Source organism: Candidatus Symbiobacter mobilis CR, from assembly GCF_000477435.1.
In the GTDB taxonomy this organism is placed as follows: domain Bacteria; phylum Pseudomonadota; class Gammaproteobacteria; order Burkholderiales; family Burkholderiaceae_C; genus Rhodoferax; species Rhodoferax mobilis.
Genome location: NC_022576.1, coordinates 1,671,009 through 1,690,073 on the forward strand (window position 1 = coordinate 1,671,009; position 19,065 = coordinate 1,690,073).

The following is a 19,065-nucleotide window of genomic DNA, read 5'->3' on the forward strand; positions in this document are numbered from 1 at the left end:
CAAATGGATCAGGCAAATCCAATCTGATAGCCGGACATTCCTGTCACCGCGCTGTGCTGGGGCATGTCCGTAGCGACATACCCGTTCTTTGGCAAGGTGGCCGAGCTAGTGGGTCGCCTTACCGCCATCCAGGGCGACTGCGCGTCCGCCGAAGTGCATCGGCGCATGAGCGAAACCTACGGGGAACGCGAAGGCACCCGACGCACAACCAACATGGTCATCCAAAGCCTGGCGAGCTGGGGCATCGTAGAGCGGGTGGCAAAAGGCAAGCGGATCATCCGGCTTGCGCCAACAGGAATCGACAACGACGAACTCACGGCGTGGCTGATCGAGGCGGCTGTGCGCTACGTCGGCAAGCCCGTTTCGATACCCAGCCTGCAATCGCTGCCAGTGCTGTTCCCGTTCACCCTGACGCGACATCTGGCCTATGTGGTGTCAAACAGTGCGAACCTGAGCCTTCGGTCGGAAGGGCCGAGCAACCAGTTCGTCGCTTTGCGCTCCACCCTTGCAAGAGCATCGACGAAGTGATCTCCGCACTTGCACGACAGGGTCTGGCACGTGGCTCGTGCGGTGCAAGGTCAGATCGCAACGGCATACCGTTGTTGCCAAGCCGTAGGCCGGATATCCCAGTGACGCTGGGACTCGTGCATCCACTGCGCGACGAGCAGATCGGCCGTTGCTGAGCCACTGTCCGGAAAAACGAGACCGCCGCAGACGAGATTGGAAGCATGAATCAGAACGAATTGCTGACACGATTGCATGGCATCGAATGGAACGACTTTGAATGCAAACGCGCTCAGCGAGGCGTGCCAGATGATGCCTACAAAACAGTATCCGCCTTTGCCAACACAGCAGGCGGTTGGTTGGTGTTCGGTGTCAGTGAGGCGAACGGTCAGTTGGTGGTGACGGGCGTCGAGGAGCCTGACAAAGTCCAGAATGATTTCTTGGCAGTGCTGCGTGGTGGGCAGAAGCTCAACCGGAAGATTTCGGTGGAACCCCATCGCTTGGAGATCGACGGCAAGTATGTGTTTGCGTTCCACGTGCCTGAGTCGCCCCGCGCAGAGAAGCCGGTCTACCTGAAGGGCGACCCGCGTCAGAGCTACCTTCGACGTGGTGCGTGCGACGAGCAATGCACGCAAAGTGAGTTGGAGCGCTTTCTGCGCGACGCTGCGCAGGACCGGTACGACGGCACGGTGTTGTCGGAGCTTTCTGTGGAATCTTGCTTCGACATGGACACGGTCCACTGGTATCAGACGCAGTTTGCACGGCGAAACCCCGAGCATGTCGAAATCACTGACCCGATTGCCTTTTTGCTGAACTGGAATTTCGTGGTCGAGCAAGGTGGCAAGCTGCATCCGACCCGCGCTGGCGTGTTGCTGTTTGGCACGGGCCGCTATGTGCGCCAGATTCTGCCCAGGCCGGTGCTGGACTACCAGCGCATCGACACTGCTTTGGACCAGTGGTCTACCGAACAGCGCTGGCACGACCGCTACGTGTTTGAGGAGAACATCTTCCAGACTTGGCAGGGCTTGGTGGCACGCTACATGCGCATCGCTGAGCACCCGTTCTCGATCGACCCGGCCACTCTGCGCCGCAACGATGATCCGCCCGACTATGTGGCCTTTCGCGAAGCAGCCATCAACCTGCTGATCCACCAAGATTACGGCGACCATGGTCGAAAGGCTTCCATCAAGCTCTTTACCGACCGCACAGTGTTCTGGAACCCCGGCGATGCCTTTGCCACAGAGGCTGAGTTGCTGGACCCCACCGAAAAAGAAGTGCGCAACCCAGCCATCGTGAAGGCGTTTCGCCGCATTGGCCTATCGGACCAAGCGGGTACCGGTATTCGTGCCATCTTCCGCAACTGGCACGAGCTGGGGCGCACGCCTCCGCAGTTGAAGAACGACAAGGCTCGCAAGGAGTTTGCACTGGCGCTGATCAACAAGCCGTTGGTCACCGATACCATGCTCCGCTTCCACCCAACCTTGGGAACCAACTTGACGCCCGAACAGGCCGATGTGCTGGCCTTGGCACTGTCACTGCCGGAGGGCGAGCACCTGACCCTCACGGCGATCCGCAGCCTCGGCATCAGCACCACGCAGCAAGCCCAGGCAGTGGCGGACCAACTGGTTCGGCAGCGGTTGATCGATCAGCTCGGCAATACGCGGTTTCAGGTGCGCGAAGCAGTGCGGGAGCAGTTTGCACAGGTGCTTATTGCCCGACCAGCAGACCTAGTGGGAACCAAATCGGGACCAAGTAGGAGCGAAGCTACCGGGGAAGTCACCCCCGAAGTCACCCCCGAAGTCACCCCCGAAGTGCGGCGGATGCTCTCCATCATCACCAGCGAGATGAGCCGTGGCGAGATCATGAAAAAACTGGGCCTCAAAGATGAAAAACACTTTCGCACCCACTACCAGCAATGCGGTATCACTTCAGGTGTGATCGAAATGACGCAGCCCGACAAGCCACGGTCGAGCAAACAGCGCTATCGGCTGACCCAACAGGGCAAGGCCTTGCGAGACGAAAGCGGGCAATGATCCTGCCAATGCGACGCATCGAATGCCGGTTGGAACCATGCACAAACCAGCGCATCGTATTGCCCCTTTGAATTCAACATCGCACCCTCCCCTGGCTCACCCCGCCTGGCCACGGCTCCGAACGAATTCCTCAAATTCCCCCAGCGGAACGGGGCGGCTGAGTAGGTAGCCCTGGTACATGTGGCAGCCAGAGTGCGAGAGGGTGTCGAGTTGCGCCTGGGTTTCCACCCCTTCGGCGATGACCCCCAGCCCCAGGCTTTGCGCCAGCGCGACGATCGTTCGCGCAATCGCTGCGTCGTTGGGGTCGATGAGCAGATCACGGACGAAGGACTGGTCGATCTTGAGCTGGTCGAGCGGCAAGCGTTTGAGGTACGACAGCGAGGAATACCCCGTGCCGAAGTCGTCCAGCGAAAAGCCAATGCCGTGCCCTTTGAGCTGGTACATCTTCTGGACGATCTCTTCGACCTTATCGACGAACAGCGACTCGGTCAACTCGATCTTGATCCGCTGCGGGTTGGCTGCGTGGCTGCGCAACGCACCCAGCACCCGATCGACGAAATCGTTCTGCTGAAACTGCAATGCGCTCACATTGACGGCTACCGTCAAGTCGGCAAACAAAGGGTCGTCGCCCCACGCCGCCAGTTGGGCGCAGACAGTCTCCAGCACCCATTGCCCCAGGGGAAGAATCAGGCCGGTTTCCTCGGCAAGGGGAATGAATGATGCGGGAGATACCCATCCCCGCTGTGGATGAAGCCAGCGCAGCAGCACTTCCGCGCCCAGCACCGTGCCATCGTCGCAGGCCTGCGCCTGGTAATAAAGCTGAAACTTGCAAGACTCCAGCGCCTCGCGCAAATCCTTTTCCAGCGCCACCCGCACGTGGATGGCCCGCTCCATGCTCGGGTCGAAGAACCGCAAGCCATTGCGCCCCTCTTCCTTGGAGCGGTACATGGCCAACTCGGCCTGTTTCATCCTTTCCTCGCTCGATACGGATTCGCCACCGAGCAAAGTCACCCCCACGCTGGCCGTGTTGTGGTGTACGGCCCCGTCCATTTCGTAGGGTGCGTCGAGCGCAGCCAGCATCTTGCGCGCCGTGGATTCCGTCGCGCTGGCGGCATCGACCATCTTGCGATGCCGCCCAGCCAGAACGACGACAAATTCGTCCCCCCCCACGCGGGCCACGGTATCCCCTTCGCCCACGTACGATGCCAATCGAATGGCAGCCTGTTTGAGCAGCGCATCCCCGCGCTCGTGCCCCAGGGTGTCGTTGAGCGTCTTGAAATTGTCGAGGTCGATGACGAGCAGCGCCCCCCACGTTCCGTCGCGCAGGCAGGAGGACATCGTCTGCCGCAACCTGTCGGCAAGCAGGGTGCGATTGGGCAGGCCGGTGAGCTGGTCATAAAAAGCCAGTTCCTTGATCTTGGCTTCGGCCATTTTGTGCGCGGTGATGTCGTAGTGCGCGCCGATGTAGTGCGTGACCTGCCCGTCTTCTCCGCGCACGGCCGAAATGGCGAGCCATTTGGGGTACAGCTCCCCATTCTTTCGGCGGCCCCACAGTTCCCCCTGCCAGCTCCCCGTCTCCTCGATCGTGGCCCACATCTCCCGGTAGAACTCCGGCCCCTGCCGACCAGACTTGAGCAAACTCGGGTTGCGGCCCATGACCTCGTCCGCAGCAAACCCCGTGATGCGCGTGAACGCTTGGTTGACGCGCAGAATGCGGCACAGCCTATCGGTCACGACCAGCGCTTCTTGCGATTCGAAAGCCACTGCGGCGATGCGCAATTGCTCCTGGGCGGATTTGCGTTCGGATTGGTCACGCAACGAACACACGAAAAACCATCCTTGCGGCGTTTCCACGCGGCTGATGCGGATTTCGACGATGCATTCGCTGCCATCGCGCCGCAAAGCATTCACATCGACGCCATGCCCCATCCGCAACGAAAGCCGGGAATCCGAAAAAGCGTCCTTGCGCGTCGCATGCATCGCGCGAAAACGCTGCGGGATCAAGATATCAATCGGTTGCCCTACCAGTTCACTGCCCCGATACCCCAACACGGATTCGACCTGTTTGTTGGTCATCGTGATGATGTCGCGGGTATCGACGACGAGCAGGGCATCCGGGCTGGCATCGAAGATGGCATGTTGCAAGGCCTCGCTGGCCTGCAAGAATTCCTGCTGGCGTTGGGCCAGCGCATCCGCCTTCCGTTGCCGACGCTGGTACATCCCCAAGCCCGCGCCGCAGATGAATACCAGCACGGCAAAGATGCCCGCCTGCACCCGGGTGGAGTCTTTCCAGGGAGCGAATACTGCGTCCGTATCGCGCGAGACAGTGATGACGAGCGATTTGTCCATGCGCAAATCCACAGGGTGGATCGTGCGCAATGCAATCATCCTTTTTTCGCCGGTGACCAGGGCAACCCCCGTGAAGACGCTCATCGGCTGGCCTGTACGCATGTGCCGGGAAAAAAAGCTCCGGGGATCATCCAGCGCCATGCCGCGCACTTCGGGGCGCTGCGGCTGCATCAGGAACAGCGTGCCATCCCCATGGGCCAGGTACGTCCACGCATCCGGCGCATAACGCACCGAATCCAGCAAAACCTCGAAGAACCGCGACTCCACGCACGCCAGCACGATCCCGCCAAAGCCTCCGTCTGCGTCGGTGATCGTGCGATACAACCCGATGACCCAGGCCTGCCCCATTCGGAACGGCGGGGTCACATACAGCGATTCCGGCGCAAAACTCTTGCGTAGCGCCGCCATTGCTTGCGGATAGGGCATCGCCGTGCCCACGAGCTGGGCGCTGCTGGCGGCTGCGACATTCCCTTGCGCATTCACCACCAGAATCGCATGTACCCCAGCAAGGGTTTCCGCGATCAGCCGCACGCGCTGCCCGGCAAGGCGTGCTCCGCCGTCTTCCTGAACCCAGGCGCCAAAGCTGGTGGCAATCGTCCCCAACGCACGGCGGGCAAGGTGCAGTTGGGGAACCAGGTTCGACTCGACAAGCACCAGTTGCCTTTGCAGCCGATCCTGCTCGCGTTCCTCGACCAAAAGATATTCCAGGTAGCGCGCGTAAAAAAAGGACCCGCCGAACAGACAGGCACATACGAGCAGGATCAGCCACTCGACCCCTTCCTTGGGATGCAGCCTTGGCAATAGTCGTGGAAAACGTAGCAGTGCCATTGATCTCCTTGTGGGGTAGGACTTACGCAAAACCGCCCCAGCATCGTTACTGTGCCGGTCGGTCAATCCGCTTCGTACGCCACGCGCGCCCCGACGATCGTTGCACGCACGCGGCCATGCAACATCCTGCCCACGAAAGGGGTGTGCTTGCCTTGGCTGCACAACGCCTCGGTACCCAGTACCCACTCGTGCCGAGGGTCGAAAACGCAGACATCCGCCAGCCCCCCCACTTGCAGGCGTCCAGTACGCCCCTGGCGCGTTCCCAATGCACTCCCCAGCACCTCGGATGGCGTGCTGGTCACGGCCTGCACGCAACGCAGCGGAGAGACTCCGTCTTCGAGATGCCATTGGTACGCTAGGGAAAGCAGCAATTCCAGCGCTGTCGCGCCCGGCTCGGCTTCGGCGAAAGGGAGAGTCTTGGCGTCTTCCCCCACCGGGGTGTGGTTGGAGACAAGGGCATCAATCGTTCCATCGGCCAAGGCAGCCCGCAAAGCGTCGCGGTCGCGTCGCTGGCGCAACACAGGCTCCATGCGCGCGCGGCTGTCGAAGTCCCCCAAATCCTCGTCGCACAGATGCAGCGAATGCACGGCCACGTCGCAACTCACGGGCAGCCCACGCGCCTTGGCAGCCCGCACCAATTCCACGCCTTCCGCGCTACTGATGCGGCAGAGATGCACCCGCGCCCCGGTGGCCTGCATCAGCGCGAAGATGGTGTGCAAGGCAATCGTCTCGGCGACGACGGGCACACCGCTCAAGCCCATGCGCATCGCTCGCGGGCCGCTGGCGGCAACGCCTTTCCCCAACCAGGGATCCTGCGGGCGCAGCCAGACCGCGTAACCAAAAGTGCTGGCGTACTGCATGGCGCGCAGCAACACCTGCGTGTCCATCAAGGCCACGTCCGCCTGCCCAAATGCAACGCACCCGGCCTCGGAGAGTTCCACCATCTCGGTGATCATTTCCCCGCGCAAACCACAGGTCAGCGCGCCCATCGGATACACCCGCGCCTGCCGAAGTTTTTCCGCGCGGAAGCGCAGCATCTCGACCAAGCCGGGTTCGTCGAGCACGGGGTCGGTGTCGGGTTGGCACACGAGGCTGGTGATGCCCCCAGCCATCGCAGCGGACATTTCCGATTCGAGCATCCGTGCATGTTCGCACCCTGGCTCGCGCAGACGCACTGCCAGATCGACCAGCCCCGGGAGCACCCAGCACCCGGAGGCGTCGATCACTCGATGCGGTGCAAATCCCGGCGCCATGGCCTGCGGGTTCGACTCCTGCGGGGCGACCTGCGCGATGGCCAGCACCGAAGAGCCTGCCACGGCAACATCTGCCACGTCATCGCGCCCGCTGACGGGGTCGAGCACCCGGCCACCACGAATCCAGACTCCAGCTTCCATTCGCTACTTTCTGTTCACGCTTCGTTGCCCGCGACGATGCTCATGACGGCCATGCGCACGGCAATTCCGAACGTCACCTGCGGAAGGATGACGCTCTGCCTGCCTTCGACCACCGCCGAGTCGATCTCCACCCCTCGGTTGATGGGGCCAGGATGCATGACGATGGCATCAGGCTTGGCCAGCAACAGCTTGTCCGGCGTCAACCCATAGGTTTTGAAAAACTCTTGGCTCGAAGGCAGCAACGCGCCATTCATGCGCTCGTTTTGCAGGCGCAACATGATGACCACGTCGCAGCCGCGCAAACCTTCGTCCAGACTATGGCACACCCGCACCCCCATCTCGGCTACGTCACCGGGGACAAGGGTTTTGGGCCCGACGACCCGCAGTTCCGCGCACCCCAGGGTGCGCAGGGCGTGGATGTCCGACCGGGCCACGCGCGAGTGCAGTACGTCGCCAACGATTGCGACGACAAGATTCGCGAAGTCGCCCTTGTAGTGCTGGATGGTGTACATGTCCAGCAGGGCCTGCGTGGGGTGTGCGTGTCGGCCATCCCCGGCGTTGATGACGTGGACGTGGGGGGCAACATGCCGAGCGATGAGGTACGGCGCGCCGGAAGCACTGTGGCGAACGACGAAGATATCCGCAGCCATCGCGCTGAGATTGGCAATCGTGTCGAGGAGCGATTCGCCTTTGGACGTCGACGAACGTGCGATATCAAGGTTGATGATGTCCGCGCTCAACCGGGTCGCAGCGATTTCAAAAGTCGTGCGCGTGCGTGTCGAGTTCTCGAAGAACAGGTTGAAGACGCTCTTGCCGCGCAGTAGCGGAACCTTCTTGACTTCCCGGTCGCTGACGGATACGAAGTTGCGCGCCGTATCGAGTACATGCTGCAAGATGCTGCGGGGCAACCCCTCTGTGGACAGCAGGTGTACCAATTCCCCATGGCGGTTGAGCTGCGGATGGGGCCGATCCCGATCGGCACCCGGCAGGGATGCGCTCATTTCGCCTGCTCCTGAAGGTGGAAAGAAAACCGGCCATCACCATCGCGCTGCAAACTCAACACTTGGGTGGCCCGCAAGGGGATGCTGGCAGCGCACACGTCGGGCTGGATCGGTAGCTCTCGCCCGCCGCGATCGACAAGCACCGCCAGGCGGACACAGTCGGGTCTGCCGAAGTCGAACAGTTCATTGAGCACGGCGCGCACCGTCCTGCCAGTGAAGAGCACGTCATCAAGGAGCAGGATGTCGGCCCCCTGCACCGGAAAGGGAATACGTGTTTGCGCCGCAGCAGCCATGCCCCGGCGGGCGTAGTCGTCACGGTGCATGGCGGAGGAAATCACGCCAACGGGGCCGGGCAGTCCCAGCTCTGCCTGCAACCGCTGCGCCAACCAGACCCCGCCGGATGTCACGCCCACCAAACGCACCCCAGGGCGCGCCAACGTCCGTACTCCTTCTGCAAGCCGTGCGTACAACGCTTCGGCATCCGGCATCGTCGTCATGGCAACCCCCGCAAAAACTGTTCCAGAAAAATCGCCGCCGCCGCGCTATCGAGGTCCGTAGCGCCCTGCGATAGGGCTTCGGTCGTGGTGTAGCGCTCGTCGGCCTCAAAAACCGGCAGGCGGTAGCGGTTGCGCAGTTGCTCTGCAAAACCGCGCGCACGGCGGGTGTTGTCGTGCGCGGCGCCGTCGGGGTGAAAGGGTACCCCCACCACCAACGCATCGGGGCACCACTCATGGATCCGCGCAGCCACCCAGGCCCAGCGCGCTTCGTCGGCACAGACTGCGGAGCGCTGGGGCGTTGCCGTGCGCAACAGGCGATTGCCCACCGCGCACCCCACGCGCTTGGTACCGTAGTCGAAAGCGAGGAACACGCGCAAATGTTCCGCAACGTCAGCAGTGGCTGCCGTCATGCATGCCCCGAGTCTGGGGACAACATCCAGGCTTGCAGGCCCAGCAATTGCAATGCTGCGTCCCACCGTAGGGGAACCGGGGTATCGAAAACCAGGCGGCGATCCGCAACGACGGTCAGCCAACTGTTTTCCGATAACTCGGATTCGAGCTGTCCCTCTCCCCACGCGGAATACCCCAGCGAAATCAGGACTTTCTTAGGCCCAGACCCTGTGGAGAGGGCCTCCAGGATGTCCTTCGATGTCGTCATGTCCAGCCCCCCAGGCACGCTGAGCGTCGACGTGAAGACCGATTCGGAAGGCTTGTCGTCCAGATCGAACAAAGGCTCGTGCAAGACGAACCCGCGTTCGATCTGCACCGGCCCCCCAACGAACACGGGGCTGGACACCAGATCGGAACGCAACAAAGGAAGCTGCACCTGCTCGAACAAGTGTTTGATGCTGAGATCGCAAGGCTTGTTGATGACCAGCCCCATCGCCCCATGCCGACTGTGTTCACACAGGTACACCACGCTGTGCGCAAACATTTCGTCCTGCACGCTAGGCATGGCAATGAGGAAATGGTTCGTCAGGTTGGTGGGGACGGAGTCCGCAATCATGGGTTCATTCTAGGAGGCTGTGAAATGCGCGCTCCCCCGCACAATCCGGCGCTTTCTTGCCTTTGCCTTGGGTTTGCCATGGATGTTCCTTACGAGCTGGGTCTGGTGTGGTTCCGGCGTGATTTGCGTCTCGACGACAACGCTGCGTTGGCGCTGGCGCTGCGCTCGTGTCGGCGCGTGCATTGCGCCTTTCTCTTCGACCGTGACATCCTCGACTCCCTGCCCCGGCAAGATCGGCGCGTCGAGTTCCTCGTGCTGTGCGTGCGCGAACTGGACGAAGCGCTACGCAACGAGGGCGCGCACCCCGGCTGTGGCCTGATCGTGCTGCATGGCCGTGCGCAAGCAGAGCTGGTCACGCTGGCGCTGGACTTGGGCGTGCAAGCCGTCTTTGCCGCGCATGACGACGAGTCCACCAGCATCGAACGCGATACACAGGTGCGCGAGGCACTGCTCCCCCACGGCATAGCCTTGCACACGTGCAAGGACCACACCATCTTCGAACGACAGGAGATCCTCACCCAATCGGGATCGCCGTACACCGTCTTCACCCCCTACCGCAAGGCGTGGTTCGCTCGCCTGGGTGCTACGGACTGCGCAGCGCACGACACCCGCAGCCTGCCCCATGCCCTGGCGCAGCGCCCCGCGCAATACCAGCGGCCCGTCCCCACGCTCGAAGAACTGGGATTCGCGCACACCAACCTCGGCTCGCTGCCTATCCCTGTGGGCATGTCCGGCGCACAGCGGTTGCTCGACGATTTCCTGACCCGCATCGACCGCTACGCCGATACCCGGGACTTTCCCGCCATCAAAGGCCCCAGCTACCTCGGGGTGCATCTGCGTTTCGGGACGATCTCGATCCGTACCCTGGTGCGCATCGCGTGGCCACTGCACTTGGCTGGCAATGCCTCGGCAACGACATGGATCAGCGAACTGGTCTGGAGGGATTTCTATTTCTCGATCCTGGCGAACTTTCCTCACGTCACCAGCGGCGCATCGTTCAAACCTGCCTACGACGCCATCGCCTGGGAACAAGGCCCCCAAGCCGAAGCACGCTTTGCCGCATGGTGCGCGGGGCAGACGGGGTATCCCCTGGTCGATGCCGCGATGGCGCAACTCGCACAGACGGGGTACATGCACAACCGCCTGCGGATGGTCGCCGGGAGCTTCCTTGTCAAGGATCTGGGCATCGACTGGCGCTGGGGAGAGCGGTTCTTTGCCACGCACCTCAACGACTTCGACCTGGCCGCCAACAACGGCGGGTGGCAGTGGGTCAGTTCCAGCGGCTGCGATGCGCAGCCCTTTTTCCGCATCTTCCACCCCGTCACGCAGAGCGAGAAATTCGACGCCCAAGGCAAGTTCATCCGCCGCTACCTGCCGCAACTGGCCCGATTGCCGGACCGATGGATCCACGCCCCTTGGCGCGCCAGCCCCCTGGAGCTGGATGCCGCCGGAGTGGTGCTAGGGGGCAATTACCCCTTGCCAATCGTCGACCACGACGCCGCACGCCGTGCCACCCTGGCGCGGTACGCAGTGACCAAAGCCGTCAACGGGTAGGAACGACGGCAGTCACGGATGTAGCCCCGATAGCCTCAACCCGTTCCCCCCAACATGCCGCGCCATCGCGACTTCCGTCGCTCCTACAACGGGAACGGATGCGTTGTGCTGGAGTAGCCGCCGTGCCCTGGCAGCGTATTGCGGCGTGTTGGAGCGTCGTGGGGCATTTTGGGAATTACGGCGCTACGGCATTGCCCTCGCCGAAGGTTCCGGCGAGTTCCAAGTACTTGCGCTTATCGCGCAGTTCCTCGGCAGAGTCCGCAAAGCTGATGGCAATGGCACGAAAACTGTCTTGCAGCGCGAGAAAGGCCTCAATGACGTCGGGGTCGAAATGCCGACCGCTGGCGGCGGCGATGACCTGCACGGCTTCCTCATGGGGCATCGCTGCCTTATACACACGCTCGCTGATCAGCGCGTCATACACATCGGCAATGGCCATCAGACGCGCCGCGATAGGAATGGCATCGCCTTGCAACCCATGGGGGTAACCAGTGCCATTCCACTTCTCCTGATGCGAGAGGGCAATCTCCTTGCACACCTGCAAAAACCGTGCGTCATAGCCGAAGAGATGCTGCGCACGTGCAATGGCGTCGCGCCCCAGGGTAGTGTGCGTTTTCATCACCTCAAACTCTTCGGCAGTGAGCTTGCCCGGCTTGAGCAGAATGCGATCGGGAATGCCAGCCTTGCCTATGTCGTGCAACGGCACCGCACGGAACAGCAGCGCGATCATCTCCACAGTCAGGAATGCAACGAAGCGCGGATGGGTCGAGAGCTTCCACGCCAGCGCACGCACATAACGCTGGGTGCGGCAAAGATGGTTCGTGGTATCGGCATCGCGGGTTTCCGCAAGGGAAGCCGTTGCGAAGATCGTCACGTCCTCGGTCGCTCCGGATTCGATCACCCGGCGTTGCACTTCCCGCCCGACAGCGCCATCCCGATCCCGCAATCGCTCCTGCGCACGGCGCAGGGCCAGTTGGGTCTGCACCCGCACCCGCAAGAGCGATGGGCACACTGGTTGTGGCAGATAGTCCGCCGCGCCAGCCTCCAGCGCCATGCGGCCCAGCTCGGTCCCAGGAACCAGCGCAATGATAGGCATGGAGCGGGTAGACAACGATTGCTGGAGCTGCTTGCACAAGGCGAGTGCAGCCCCGCAGGATTCGGGAATCGCGAGGAGGAGCAGATCCGGGGCGCGTGGGGCGCGCGCCATATCCCAAGCCATGTCGTACCGACCCGCGAGCAACACGGAATACCCGTCGGCCAAAAACGTTTGCAAGGCCTCCAGCCTCCCGGCGTCTTCGTCGACAGCCAGGATCGTCGCAGGCAGCTCTACCTGATCGAGGCTATCGTCCATACGCGGTTTCTATGCAACCTGCAAGGCACGCACCAAGGCAGCGTCGTCGGCGCCGATCCAATCGACGATCGCACGGGCGATGACAGGCCCATCGTGCCCTTGCGCCAGCCCTTGTATACATACAGCATGGCGCTGCGGCCCCAGCATGTCACGCTGCTTGTCCAGCAAAAAGGCGCTATAGCCAACCACGAACTCGGGATGCGGTTGCACGCACAGCACGGCATTGCCCACGGAAAAGGCAGCAATCGGGCAATAGTCGCTCGTAGCCAGCAGGCGCGCGCCGACGGGCAGGTCGAACACTTGATCTTGGTGGCTGGCCAGCAAAGCCAGTTCCGTGCGCCCGCCGACCATCTCCGGTTCCAGCCAGCGGTACACCAACCTGCCCACCCCCCACCCTTGAGGAGCACGCCCGACCCGCGCCCCCATGCAGCAACCGACGAGCTGGTGCCCAAAACACACGCCGACAAGCTTTTTCCCCGTGGCCAGCAGCCCATCCACTTTGGCGCGCAGGGTGCGAATCCACGGTTCGTCGGCAAAGGCATCCGCACGGCTGCCCGTCAGCAACACAGCGTCATAGGCATCGAAAGACGCGGGGTAGTCGTTCCGCATCGGACGAAAGACTTCAAACGCCCCCCGGTACCCGGCATCGCGCAACATGCGCAGGAACATCGGCGCGTAGCCGCCGTAGATGGGAGCGAGCGCAGGATCGAGGTCGTCGTTTTCCAGAATGCACAGGGTCATGGACGCTCCTTGGCGGAATCGTTTGCGGAGGCAGGCGCTGCGCCGTGCGCACGGCCCTTGCTGCCGATGCGTGGTTCCTGTCCGGCCAGCAGGCGTCGCAGATTGGCCCGGTGGCGCCAAAGAAGCATAACCGCCATGCACAGCGAGCCGAGTAGCAGTGCTACATCACGCCCCCACCACATCGCCCCCCCAACCCAATACACCACAGGCGCGAGCACTGCTGCGGCCACCGAAGCCAAGGAGGAATAGCGCGTAGCCCCCGCAACGACGAGCCAGCACAACGCCACGCCCAACCCCCATCCGAGGCTCCATCCCAGCAACACCCCCAGCGCGGTGGCCACCCCCTTGCCACCGACAAAACGGAAAAACACCGGATAGACGTGCCCCAGAAATGCCGCCACCCCCACCACGGCCACAACCCCACCGTGCAGACCAAAGCCCCCTCCCCACTGGACGACGCACGCCACCGGCAGCCAGCCTTTGGCTACGTCGAGCAACAGCGTCGCAGCGGCTGCGGCTTTCGAACCCGAACGCAAAACATTCGTCGCTCCCGGGTTGCGGCTACCGTAGCTGCGTGGGTCTGCCAGCCCCAAGGCACGGCTGATGACTACGGCGAAAGATACCGACCCCAACAGGTAGGCCAGCAGCGCAGCCAGCGCGGAGAGCAGAACCGGATCGACCGACGACATGAGTACTGTGCAAGTCGCGAAGCGGCTTCTTGCAGCTCCCATCGCCCAGCGGAAAAAGGGCTGTGGGCGAGGGAAACTGACTGGAACGGCCTACCCGTAGCCGACTGCGCCGAGATTGGAAAACAGGGACTGGAGACTGTGCTCTCCCACCTGTCTGTTACAGCATTCCTTGGCTGAACAGTTCCAGCATCTCCAACGCAATACCGGGCTTGGCCCGGATGGCCGATACGTCAAAACCAAACTGGAAATACGGCGCGTACTTGGGCAGTTTGGCCGCGTGTTCCGGGCCGAGTTGCCGGTAGCCCATGCTCCAGTTCGCAAAATGGCGCTCGGATACGTCTTCCTCGGTCAACAGAATGGCGTTGTGGTGCCGGGGATCCTTGCAAATCCGGGAATAGGTTTCGCGCACGGAATCCTGCTCGCCTTCGAGTACCTGCAAGAAATTCCCGTGCGAATACAGCAACATCCCCGTGATGCCATTCTCGCCATTGCGGCGAACGCTGCTCTCCAGGATGGCAGGAATGGCTGCCTCGTTCTCTCCAACCAGGTCACTGACATAAATCAACTGGATCAGCCTCATACGAACTTCCCCCCTTGCGTTTCGACGAAAAAATTACCAAGGAATATGCCGACAACGACACCACCACCACTACCAACGAACGCCGACATGCTTTCACATCCGTACAACGCATCTTCTGTTCACGTTGTAGGAGCGGCGGCCGCGAACAACGCTACGAATGCTCCACCGTCGCGATCACACCCTCTGCGTCATACCCGCAAACCATGTTGCGGCCACTCCCTTTGGCGGCGTACAGCGCCTGGTCTGCCACGTGGAGCAGTGCTTCCGGCGTCAAAGGCTTGGTGGGTTCGCTGATGGCCACACCAGCACTGAGCGTAATGACATCGCTGGCCATGCTGCCCTCGTGGACGATGCGCAGGGCGCGCACCCGATCCAGTACTTCGTTGGCGACCTGCATGGCGCCCGCGTAGTCCGTACCGGGGAGGATGGCGACCATTTCCTCCCCACCGAAGCGCGCTACCACATCGTTGGGCCGACGACACACCTCGCGCAAGGTCTCCGCAACGCGGCGCAGGCAGTTGTCTCCCGCCAGATGACCGTACTGGTCGTTGTACTGCTTGAAGTAATCGATATCGAAGAGGGCCAACGCCAGCACCGTATTGGCCCGCACCGAAGTACGCAGTTCCTGGGCAAGGCGGCTATCCAACATGCGCCGGTTGCCCAGGCCAGTGAGTACGTCTTGGTGGGCCAGCCCCATGAGTTTGCTGGCCTGCGCCTTGAGCAGGCGCTCGCGCAACACGGAGTGCGTCACATCGGTGATCTGAATCATCGTGTAGCGCTGATCCAGCCCGTTGGCCACGCCATGCCCCATCGGGATGATTCGGATCGACTGGCGCAAGAACCTGTCCTGCCCACGTTCCGCCGAAGGCAAGAACAACGGAAAAGGCGAAGGATGCAGCGACTGCGACAGCAAAACCGGGAACCCGCTGTTGATCGCCTGCTCCAAAAACAGCAGAAAGTGGCTGTGCTGAAACTGGGGAAAGACCTCAATGAGCGTCCTGGCCAGCACATCCTGCAACTGCATCGCAGCATGCCGCAGAAACCATTGGTTGGCGAAGGCGATCCTTTTGTCCGCATCGAGCACCAGTAGCCCGAGCTGCAAATGATCCAGCGCCCATCCCGCCCACACCGGGCAAGGATACGCAACTGCGCCGGACACCCCGGCGTTCGTCGCTGCATCTATTCCCGTATTCCCCGTATTCCCCGTATTCACGACGCGCTAGCCAGAAAAGCCCGGACGTTGGATTGGAGAGACGCCACGGAATCCACGTCGAGCAGAAAGACCAGGAACCCTTTGATGGCGAGTGCATCAATCGCAAAGTCGATCTGCAAGCTCAGCACGTCTTCCCGGATTTCTTCACACTCCCCAAGCACCGAAGCCACTTGCCCCAGTTCCACCTGCGGCAACGACCCCTCGAATTGCAGATGGAGCATATCGGCGATGCCGGAGACCACCGAATTGAGCAGGATGTTGCCGATTTCGGCAAGGGCCTCCTGCTCCATTTCTCCGAGCTGTTCAAGCGGCACGTCGTCGTCCACCATCATCTGCACGAGCTGCAAACTCTGCTGCACCGGGAACATCAGCACGGCTTCGGTGTTGAACACCCCGGAAAACTCCTGCCGTACAGCGCAAATTCGCTCGGAACCATGGCCGATCAGCTCTTCGGCAACGCCCTGCTTGCTAACCATCGTGACCTTGGGCACGTTGAGCCGCACCATCGCGCCCGCAAGCTGACTGAGCGCGTGCGCCGCCTGCCCCACGCCGACGTTAAAAACTTCGGCAAGGGCATCGAGTTCGATGTCCGACAGCGTCATGACAAAAAGTACTCGATGGCCTGACGTACGGCGGTTTCAGTCACCGGCTTCTGCACGAACGTCACCTGCAGTTCGGCTGCGCGGGCGCGGCTGCTGTCCTGAATATTTGCCGTAAGCATGGCAATGCGCGCCGTGGTATTGAACGCCCGAATCTGTTCGACAGCATCGAAACCGCTGATGCCAGGCATATTGATGTCCATCGTGATGTAGTCCGGGGCACGTTCCCGAACCATCTCCACCGCCTGCGAACCGTTGATGGCTTCCAGCACGACCCAGTCCGGCTGCAGCTTCCCAACCTTGGATTTGATCATCATGCGGGACACCACGCTGTCATCCACAATCAACAATGTTTGTGCCATACGAGCTGGATCCAGTCGAATCGTTGAGGATGGGGGCATTATGAAGGATTGTGGATGGGCGCCCGGTACACCCGCAATGGTGTTGTGCGCCGGACGCGGCGAGCGCATGCGCCCGTTCACCGATTCCTGCCCCAAGCCTGCGCTGGCTGTACGGGGCAAGCCGCTGCTGCACTGGCACCTGGATGCGCTGGCGCGCGCCGGGGTGGGCAGGGTCGTCTGCAACACCGCGTGGCTGGCCGAACAGGTAGTGCAGTGCGCCCTGCAATACGCCCCAGGCGCGATAACCTTCCCGTATCTGGATTGGGATGTGGTCTTCTCGCACGAGGGGCGGGATTTTGGTACCGCGCTGGAAACTGCGGGCGGAATCTGCCGCGCAATGCCTCTGCTGTTTCCGCACGCGCAAGACGGCCCGGACGACGGCATCTTCTGGGTACTGGCCGCAGACGTCTTCGCCCCCGGCTTTGCCTTTGCGCCAGACATCGTCGATCACTTCGCCCATAGCGGCCTGCTCGCGCACCTGTGGCTCGTTCCCAACCCTGCGCACCACCCCGATGGGGACTTTGGCATCGACGGTTGCCTGGCCACCCACGCCTCGCCGCGCTATACCTATTCTTCCCTTGGGCTGTATCGCCGTGCCCTGTTCGCGCCACCGTGGTGCGACATTCCCCTGGGCAACCCGGATGGCATCACCCGCAGGCTGGCAGACGTCCTGCGCCCCGCCATCGAAGCAGGCAGCATCGGCGCTACGCTGTACCCCGGTGTCTGGCACGATGTGGGCACCCCGCAGCGTCTGGCTGCGCTGGGGTGACATGGCGCCCCTTCTTGCGTCAATGTCTCGGTCTACTCCTTCACTTGCTCCTTCGTCTATGCCAAACCCATAGCGCAACCTAGCTTCTCGCCCATGACTTCGACTTTCGCTCTCAGCGTCTACGACCAACGCCGACGCGACCTTGCCCGCCGGATCGGTCCCAACGCCGTGGCCTTGCTCCCCACCGCGCCGATGCGGCTGCGCAACCGGGATGTGGCCTATCCCTATCGGCACGACAGCGCCTTTCACTATCTATGCGGATTCGGCGAAGCCGATGCCTGGCTCGTCTTGACCACGGACGCGCACAGCACCCCGCGAACGACGCTCTTTTGCCTGCCCCGCGACCCCGAACGCGAAACCTGGAATGGCTTGCGCCTCGGCCCGGATGCAGCCCCAGCCGCCCTGGGGATCGACGAAGCCTTTGCCATCGACGTGCTTGATGCACGGATGCCCGAGCTGCTCGCGGGGCGCGAGGCCCTCTGGTACCCCTTCGGCGCAGACCACGAGCTTCGCGTCCATGCCTGGCTACGTGCAGTGCGCAACGACGCACGCTTCGGGCGACGCGGGGTTCCCAGCCCATGGCAGACCCTGGATCTCTGCAACGTCATCGACGACATGCGCTTGTACAAGACCGCGCACGAGACACGGCTGATGCGCCACGCAGCGCGGATCAGCGCCAGCGCCCATTCCCGCGCGATGCGGTTCTGCGCGCAGCAGCTCCGCGCTGGGGAAGAAGTGCGCGAGTACCACCTCGAAGCGGAATTGCTGCATGAGTTCCGCTCCTGCGGCGCGCAGGCCGCTGCGTATGAATCCGTCGTCGCCACCGGCGCCAATGCCTGCATCCTGCACTACCCTGCGGGCAGTACCCCAGTGCGCGCAGGCGATTTGGTGCTGGTCGATGCAGGCTGCGAACTCGATGGCTACGCCAGCGACATCACGCGCACTTTTCCCGCGATCGGCACCTTCACCAGCGTGCAGCGGGAGCTATACACGCTCGTACTCGCTGCGCAGCAGGCCGCCATCGCTGCAATCCGCCCCGGCGCACGTTTCGTCCATGCCCATGAAGCCAGCGTGCGCGTGCTGTCGCAAGGAATGCTCGACCTAGGGCTACTCCGGCGCGATGTGGTGGGGACTGTCGATGACGTGATCGCACACGAGCACTACCGGCGCTTCTACATGCACCGCACTAGCCATTGGATCGGGATGGACGTGCATGACTGCGGTGCATACATGGAGCGCGGCGAACGCAGCGAGGAACCCCCTGCCCCATCGGGCACCGGGAATGCCGCCACCAAGGAACTCCCTTCGCGCATCCTGCACACGGGGATGATGCTGACTGTCGAGCCTGGCCTGTACGTGCGCCCCAGCCCCGACGTTCCCGAGCCTTTCCACGGCATCGGCATCCGCATCGAGGACGAAGCCCTCGTCACCCCCAGCGGCTGCGAGCTGCTCACGCGCGACGTTCCCGTGCTGCCGGAAGAACTTACCGCGCTGATGTTGCGCTGACGATGCACTGCCACGGTGGTCATGCACAGCAATACGGCGCATCCATCACG

18 protein-coding genes are annotated in these 19,065 nt (G+C 62.3%); 5 read left to right on the forward strand and 13 right to left on the reverse strand.

The window, feature by feature from the left end; translation table 11 throughout:
- Positions 1–63: 63 nt before the first annotated feature.
- Both CENROD_RS06840 and CENROD_RS06845 read left to right on the forward strand, forming a co-directional pair.
- Positions 64–528 carry a hypothetical protein gene (locus tag CENROD_RS06840; RefSeq protein ID WP_022773266.1) on the forward strand — a complete coding sequence of 155 codons (465 nt, stop codon included), beginning with the start codon at positions 64–66 and terminating at the stop codon, positions 526–528.
- A 200-nt stretch (positions 529–728) separates the two neighbouring features.
- Positions 729–2,537, forward strand: coding sequence for a Fic family protein (locus CENROD_RS06845; RefSeq protein WP_022773271.1), 1,809 nt, complete (start codon positions 729–731; stop codon positions 2,535–2,537).
- Between the two features lie 96 nt (positions 2,538–2,633).
- On the opposite strand, the gene CENROD_RS06850 is transcribed toward CENROD_RS06845, so the two are convergent.
- The 6 genes from CENROD_RS06850 to CENROD_RS06875 all read right to left on the reverse strand — a co-directional run bounded on the left by CENROD_RS06850 (position 2,634) and on the right by CENROD_RS06875 (position 9,612).
- Positions 2,634–5,714: a bifunctional diguanylate cyclase/phosphodiesterase gene (locus CENROD_RS06850; protein ID WP_022773276.1), complete on the reverse strand. Its 3,081-nt coding sequence runs from the start codon at positions 5,712–5,714 to the stop codon at positions 2,634–2,636.
- 62 nt (positions 5,715–5,776) lie between these two features.
- A complete protein-coding gene (locus CENROD_RS06855; protein ID WP_022773280.1) occupies positions 5,777–7,108 on the reverse strand; it encodes a dihydroorotase in 1,332 nt (443 codons plus the stop codon).
- Positions 7,109–7,122: 14 nt separating this feature from the next.
- Positions 7,123–8,109, reverse strand: coding sequence for an aspartate carbamoyltransferase catalytic subunit (locus tag CENROD_RS06860; protein ID WP_022773284.1), 987 nt, complete (start codon positions 8,107–8,109; stop codon positions 7,123–7,125).
- Positions 8,106–8,606 (reverse strand): bifunctional pyr operon transcriptional regulator/uracil phosphoribosyltransferase PyrR, encoded by a 501-nt coding sequence (gene pyrR, locus CENROD_RS06865; protein WP_022773288.1) that lies wholly within the window; start codon positions 8,604–8,606, stop codon positions 8,106–8,108. The genes CENROD_RS06860 and pyrR overlap by 4 nt, the downstream gene beginning before the upstream one ends.
- Entirely contained in the window at positions 8,603–9,016 is a 414-nt protein-coding gene (ruvX, locus tag CENROD_RS06870; RefSeq protein ID WP_022773291.1) for a Holliday junction resolvase RuvX, read from the reverse strand. Before ruvX ends, pyrR begins: the two co-directional genes overlap by 4 nt.
- Positions 9,013–9,612 carry a YqgE/AlgH family protein gene (locus CENROD_RS06875; protein WP_022773292.1) on the reverse strand — a complete coding sequence of 200 codons (600 nt, stop codon included), beginning with the start codon at positions 9,610–9,612 and terminating at the stop codon, positions 9,013–9,015. Before CENROD_RS06875 ends, ruvX begins: the two co-directional genes overlap by 4 nt.
- A gap of 78 nt (positions 9,613–9,690) precedes the next feature.
- On the opposite strand from CENROD_RS06875, the gene CENROD_RS06880 reads away from it, so the two are divergent.
- Entirely contained in the window at positions 9,691–11,166 is a 1,476-nt protein-coding gene (locus tag CENROD_RS06880; protein ID WP_041193363.1) for a cryptochrome/photolyase family protein, read from the forward strand.
- A 175-nt stretch (positions 11,167–11,341) separates the two neighbouring features.
- On the opposite strand, the gene CENROD_RS06885 is transcribed toward CENROD_RS06880, so the two are convergent.
- The 7 genes from CENROD_RS06885 to CENROD_RS06915 form a co-directional block, all read right to left on the reverse strand.
- Positions 11,342–12,517, reverse strand: a complete 1,176-nt coding sequence (locus CENROD_RS06885) for an HD-GYP domain-containing protein (protein WP_022773300.1) — start codon at positions 12,515–12,517, stop codon at positions 11,342–11,344.
- A 9-nt stretch (positions 12,518–12,526) separates the two neighbouring features.
- On the reverse strand, positions 12,527–13,258 hold the full coding sequence (locus CENROD_RS06890; RefSeq protein WP_022773305.1) for a glutamine amidotransferase-related protein: 732 nt from the start codon (positions 13,256–13,258) through the stop codon (positions 12,527–12,529).
- Positions 13,255–13,947 carry a glycerol-3-phosphate 1-O-acyltransferase PlsY gene (gene plsY / locus CENROD_RS06895; protein WP_022773309.1) on the reverse strand — a complete coding sequence of 231 codons (693 nt, stop codon included), beginning with the start codon at positions 13,945–13,947 and terminating at the stop codon, positions 13,255–13,257. Before plsY ends, CENROD_RS06890 begins: the two co-directional genes overlap by 4 nt.
- Positions 13,948–14,104: 157 nt before the next feature.
- Positions 14,105–14,527, reverse strand: a complete 423-nt coding sequence (locus CENROD_RS06900; protein WP_022773313.1) for a BLUF domain-containing protein — start codon at positions 14,525–14,527, stop codon at positions 14,105–14,107.
- A 151-nt stretch (positions 14,528–14,678) separates the two neighbouring features.
- Positions 14,679–15,740, reverse strand: coding sequence for a sensor domain-containing diguanylate cyclase (locus CENROD_RS06905; protein ID WP_051360328.1), 1,062 nt, complete (start codon positions 15,738–15,740; stop codon positions 14,679–14,681).
- A complete protein-coding gene (locus CENROD_RS06910; protein WP_022773321.1) occupies positions 15,737–16,342 on the reverse strand; it encodes a chemotaxis protein CheC in 606 nt (201 codons plus the stop codon). The genes CENROD_RS06905 and CENROD_RS06910 overlap by 4 nt, the downstream gene beginning before the upstream one ends.
- The gene (locus tag CENROD_RS06915; protein ID WP_041193365.1) at positions 16,339–16,701 is read right to left on the reverse strand and encodes a response regulator transcription factor; all 363 of its coding nucleotides are present in this window, start codon (positions 16,699–16,701) and stop codon (positions 16,339–16,341) included. Before CENROD_RS06915 ends, CENROD_RS06910 begins: the two co-directional genes overlap by 4 nt.
- A gap of 76 nt (positions 16,702–16,777) precedes the next feature.
- Here CENROD_RS06915 and CENROD_RS06920 point away from each other — a divergent pair, with 76 nt between their 5' ends.
- Together CENROD_RS06920 and CENROD_RS06925 are read left to right on the forward strand one after the other, a co-directional pair.
- Positions 16,778–17,509: a sugar phosphate nucleotidyltransferase gene (locus CENROD_RS06920; protein ID WP_022773328.1), complete on the forward strand. Its 732-nt coding sequence runs from the start codon at positions 16,778–16,780 to the stop codon at positions 17,507–17,509.
- Positions 17,510–17,602: 93 nt separating this feature from the next.
- A complete protein-coding gene (locus CENROD_RS06925) occupies positions 17,603–19,015 on the forward strand; it encodes an aminopeptidase P N-terminal domain-containing protein (RefSeq protein ID WP_022773331.1) in 1,413 nt (470 codons plus the stop codon).
- The last annotated feature ends 50 nt before the right edge of the window (positions 19,016–19,065 follow it).

Coding starts and splice junctions, on each gene's coding strand:
- CENROD_RS06840 (WP_022773266.1), top strand. CDS start 64: ATGTCCGTAGCGACATACCCGTTCTTTGGCAAGGTGGCCGAGCTAGTG.
- CENROD_RS06845 (WP_022773271.1), top strand. CDS start 729: ATGAATCAGAACGAATTGCTGACACGATTGCATGGCATCGAATGGAAC.
- CENROD_RS06850 (WP_022773276.1), bottom strand. CDS start 5,714: ATGGCACTGCTACGTTTTCCACGACTATTGCCAAGGCTGCATCCCAAG.
- CENROD_RS06855 (WP_022773280.1), bottom strand. CDS start 7,108: ATGGAAGCTGGAGTCTGGATTCGTGGTGGCCGGGTGCTCGACCCCGTC.
- CENROD_RS06860 (WP_022773284.1), bottom strand. CDS start 8,109: ATGAGCGCATCCCTGCCGGGTGCCGATCGGGATCGGCCCCATCCGCAG.
- pyrR (WP_022773288.1), bottom strand. CDS start 8,606: ATGACGACGATGCCGGATGCCGAAGCGTTGTACGCACGGCTTGCAGAA.
- ruvX (WP_022773291.1), bottom strand. CDS start 9,016: ATGACGGCAGCCACTGCTGACGTTGCGGAACATTTGCGCGTGTTCCTC.
- CENROD_RS06875 (WP_022773292.1), bottom strand. CDS start 9,612: ATGATTGCGGACTCCGTCCCCACCAACCTGACGAACCATTTCCTCATT.
- CENROD_RS06880 (WP_041193363.1), top strand. CDS start 9,691: ATGGATGTTCCTTACGAGCTGGGTCTGGTGTGGTTCCGGCGTGATTTG.
- CENROD_RS06885 (WP_022773300.1), bottom strand. CDS start 12,517: ATGGACGATAGCCTCGATCAGGTAGAGCTGCCTGCGACGATCCTGGCT.
- CENROD_RS06890 (WP_022773305.1), bottom strand. CDS start 13,258: ATGACCCTGTGCATTCTGGAAAACGACGACCTCGATCCTGCGCTCGCT.
- plsY (WP_022773309.1), bottom strand. CDS start 13,947: ATGTCGTCGGTCGATCCGGTTCTGCTCTCCGCGCTGGCTGCGCTGCTG.
- CENROD_RS06900 (WP_022773313.1), bottom strand. CDS start 14,527: ATGAGGCTGATCCAGTTGATTTATGTCAGTGACCTGGTTGGAGAGAAC.
- CENROD_RS06910 (WP_022773321.1), bottom strand. CDS start 16,342: ATGACGCTGTCGGACATCGAACTCGATGCCCTTGCCGAAGTTTTTAAC.
- CENROD_RS06915 (WP_041193365.1), bottom strand. CDS start 16,701: ATGGCACAAACATTGTTGATTGTGGATGACAGCGTGGTGTCCCGCATG.
- CENROD_RS06920 (WP_022773328.1), top strand. CDS start 16,778: ATGGTGTTGTGCGCCGGACGCGGCGAGCGCATGCGCCCGTTCACCGAT.
- CENROD_RS06925 (WP_022773331.1), top strand. CDS start 17,603: ATGACTTCGACTTTCGCTCTCAGCGTCTACGACCAACGCCGACGCGAC.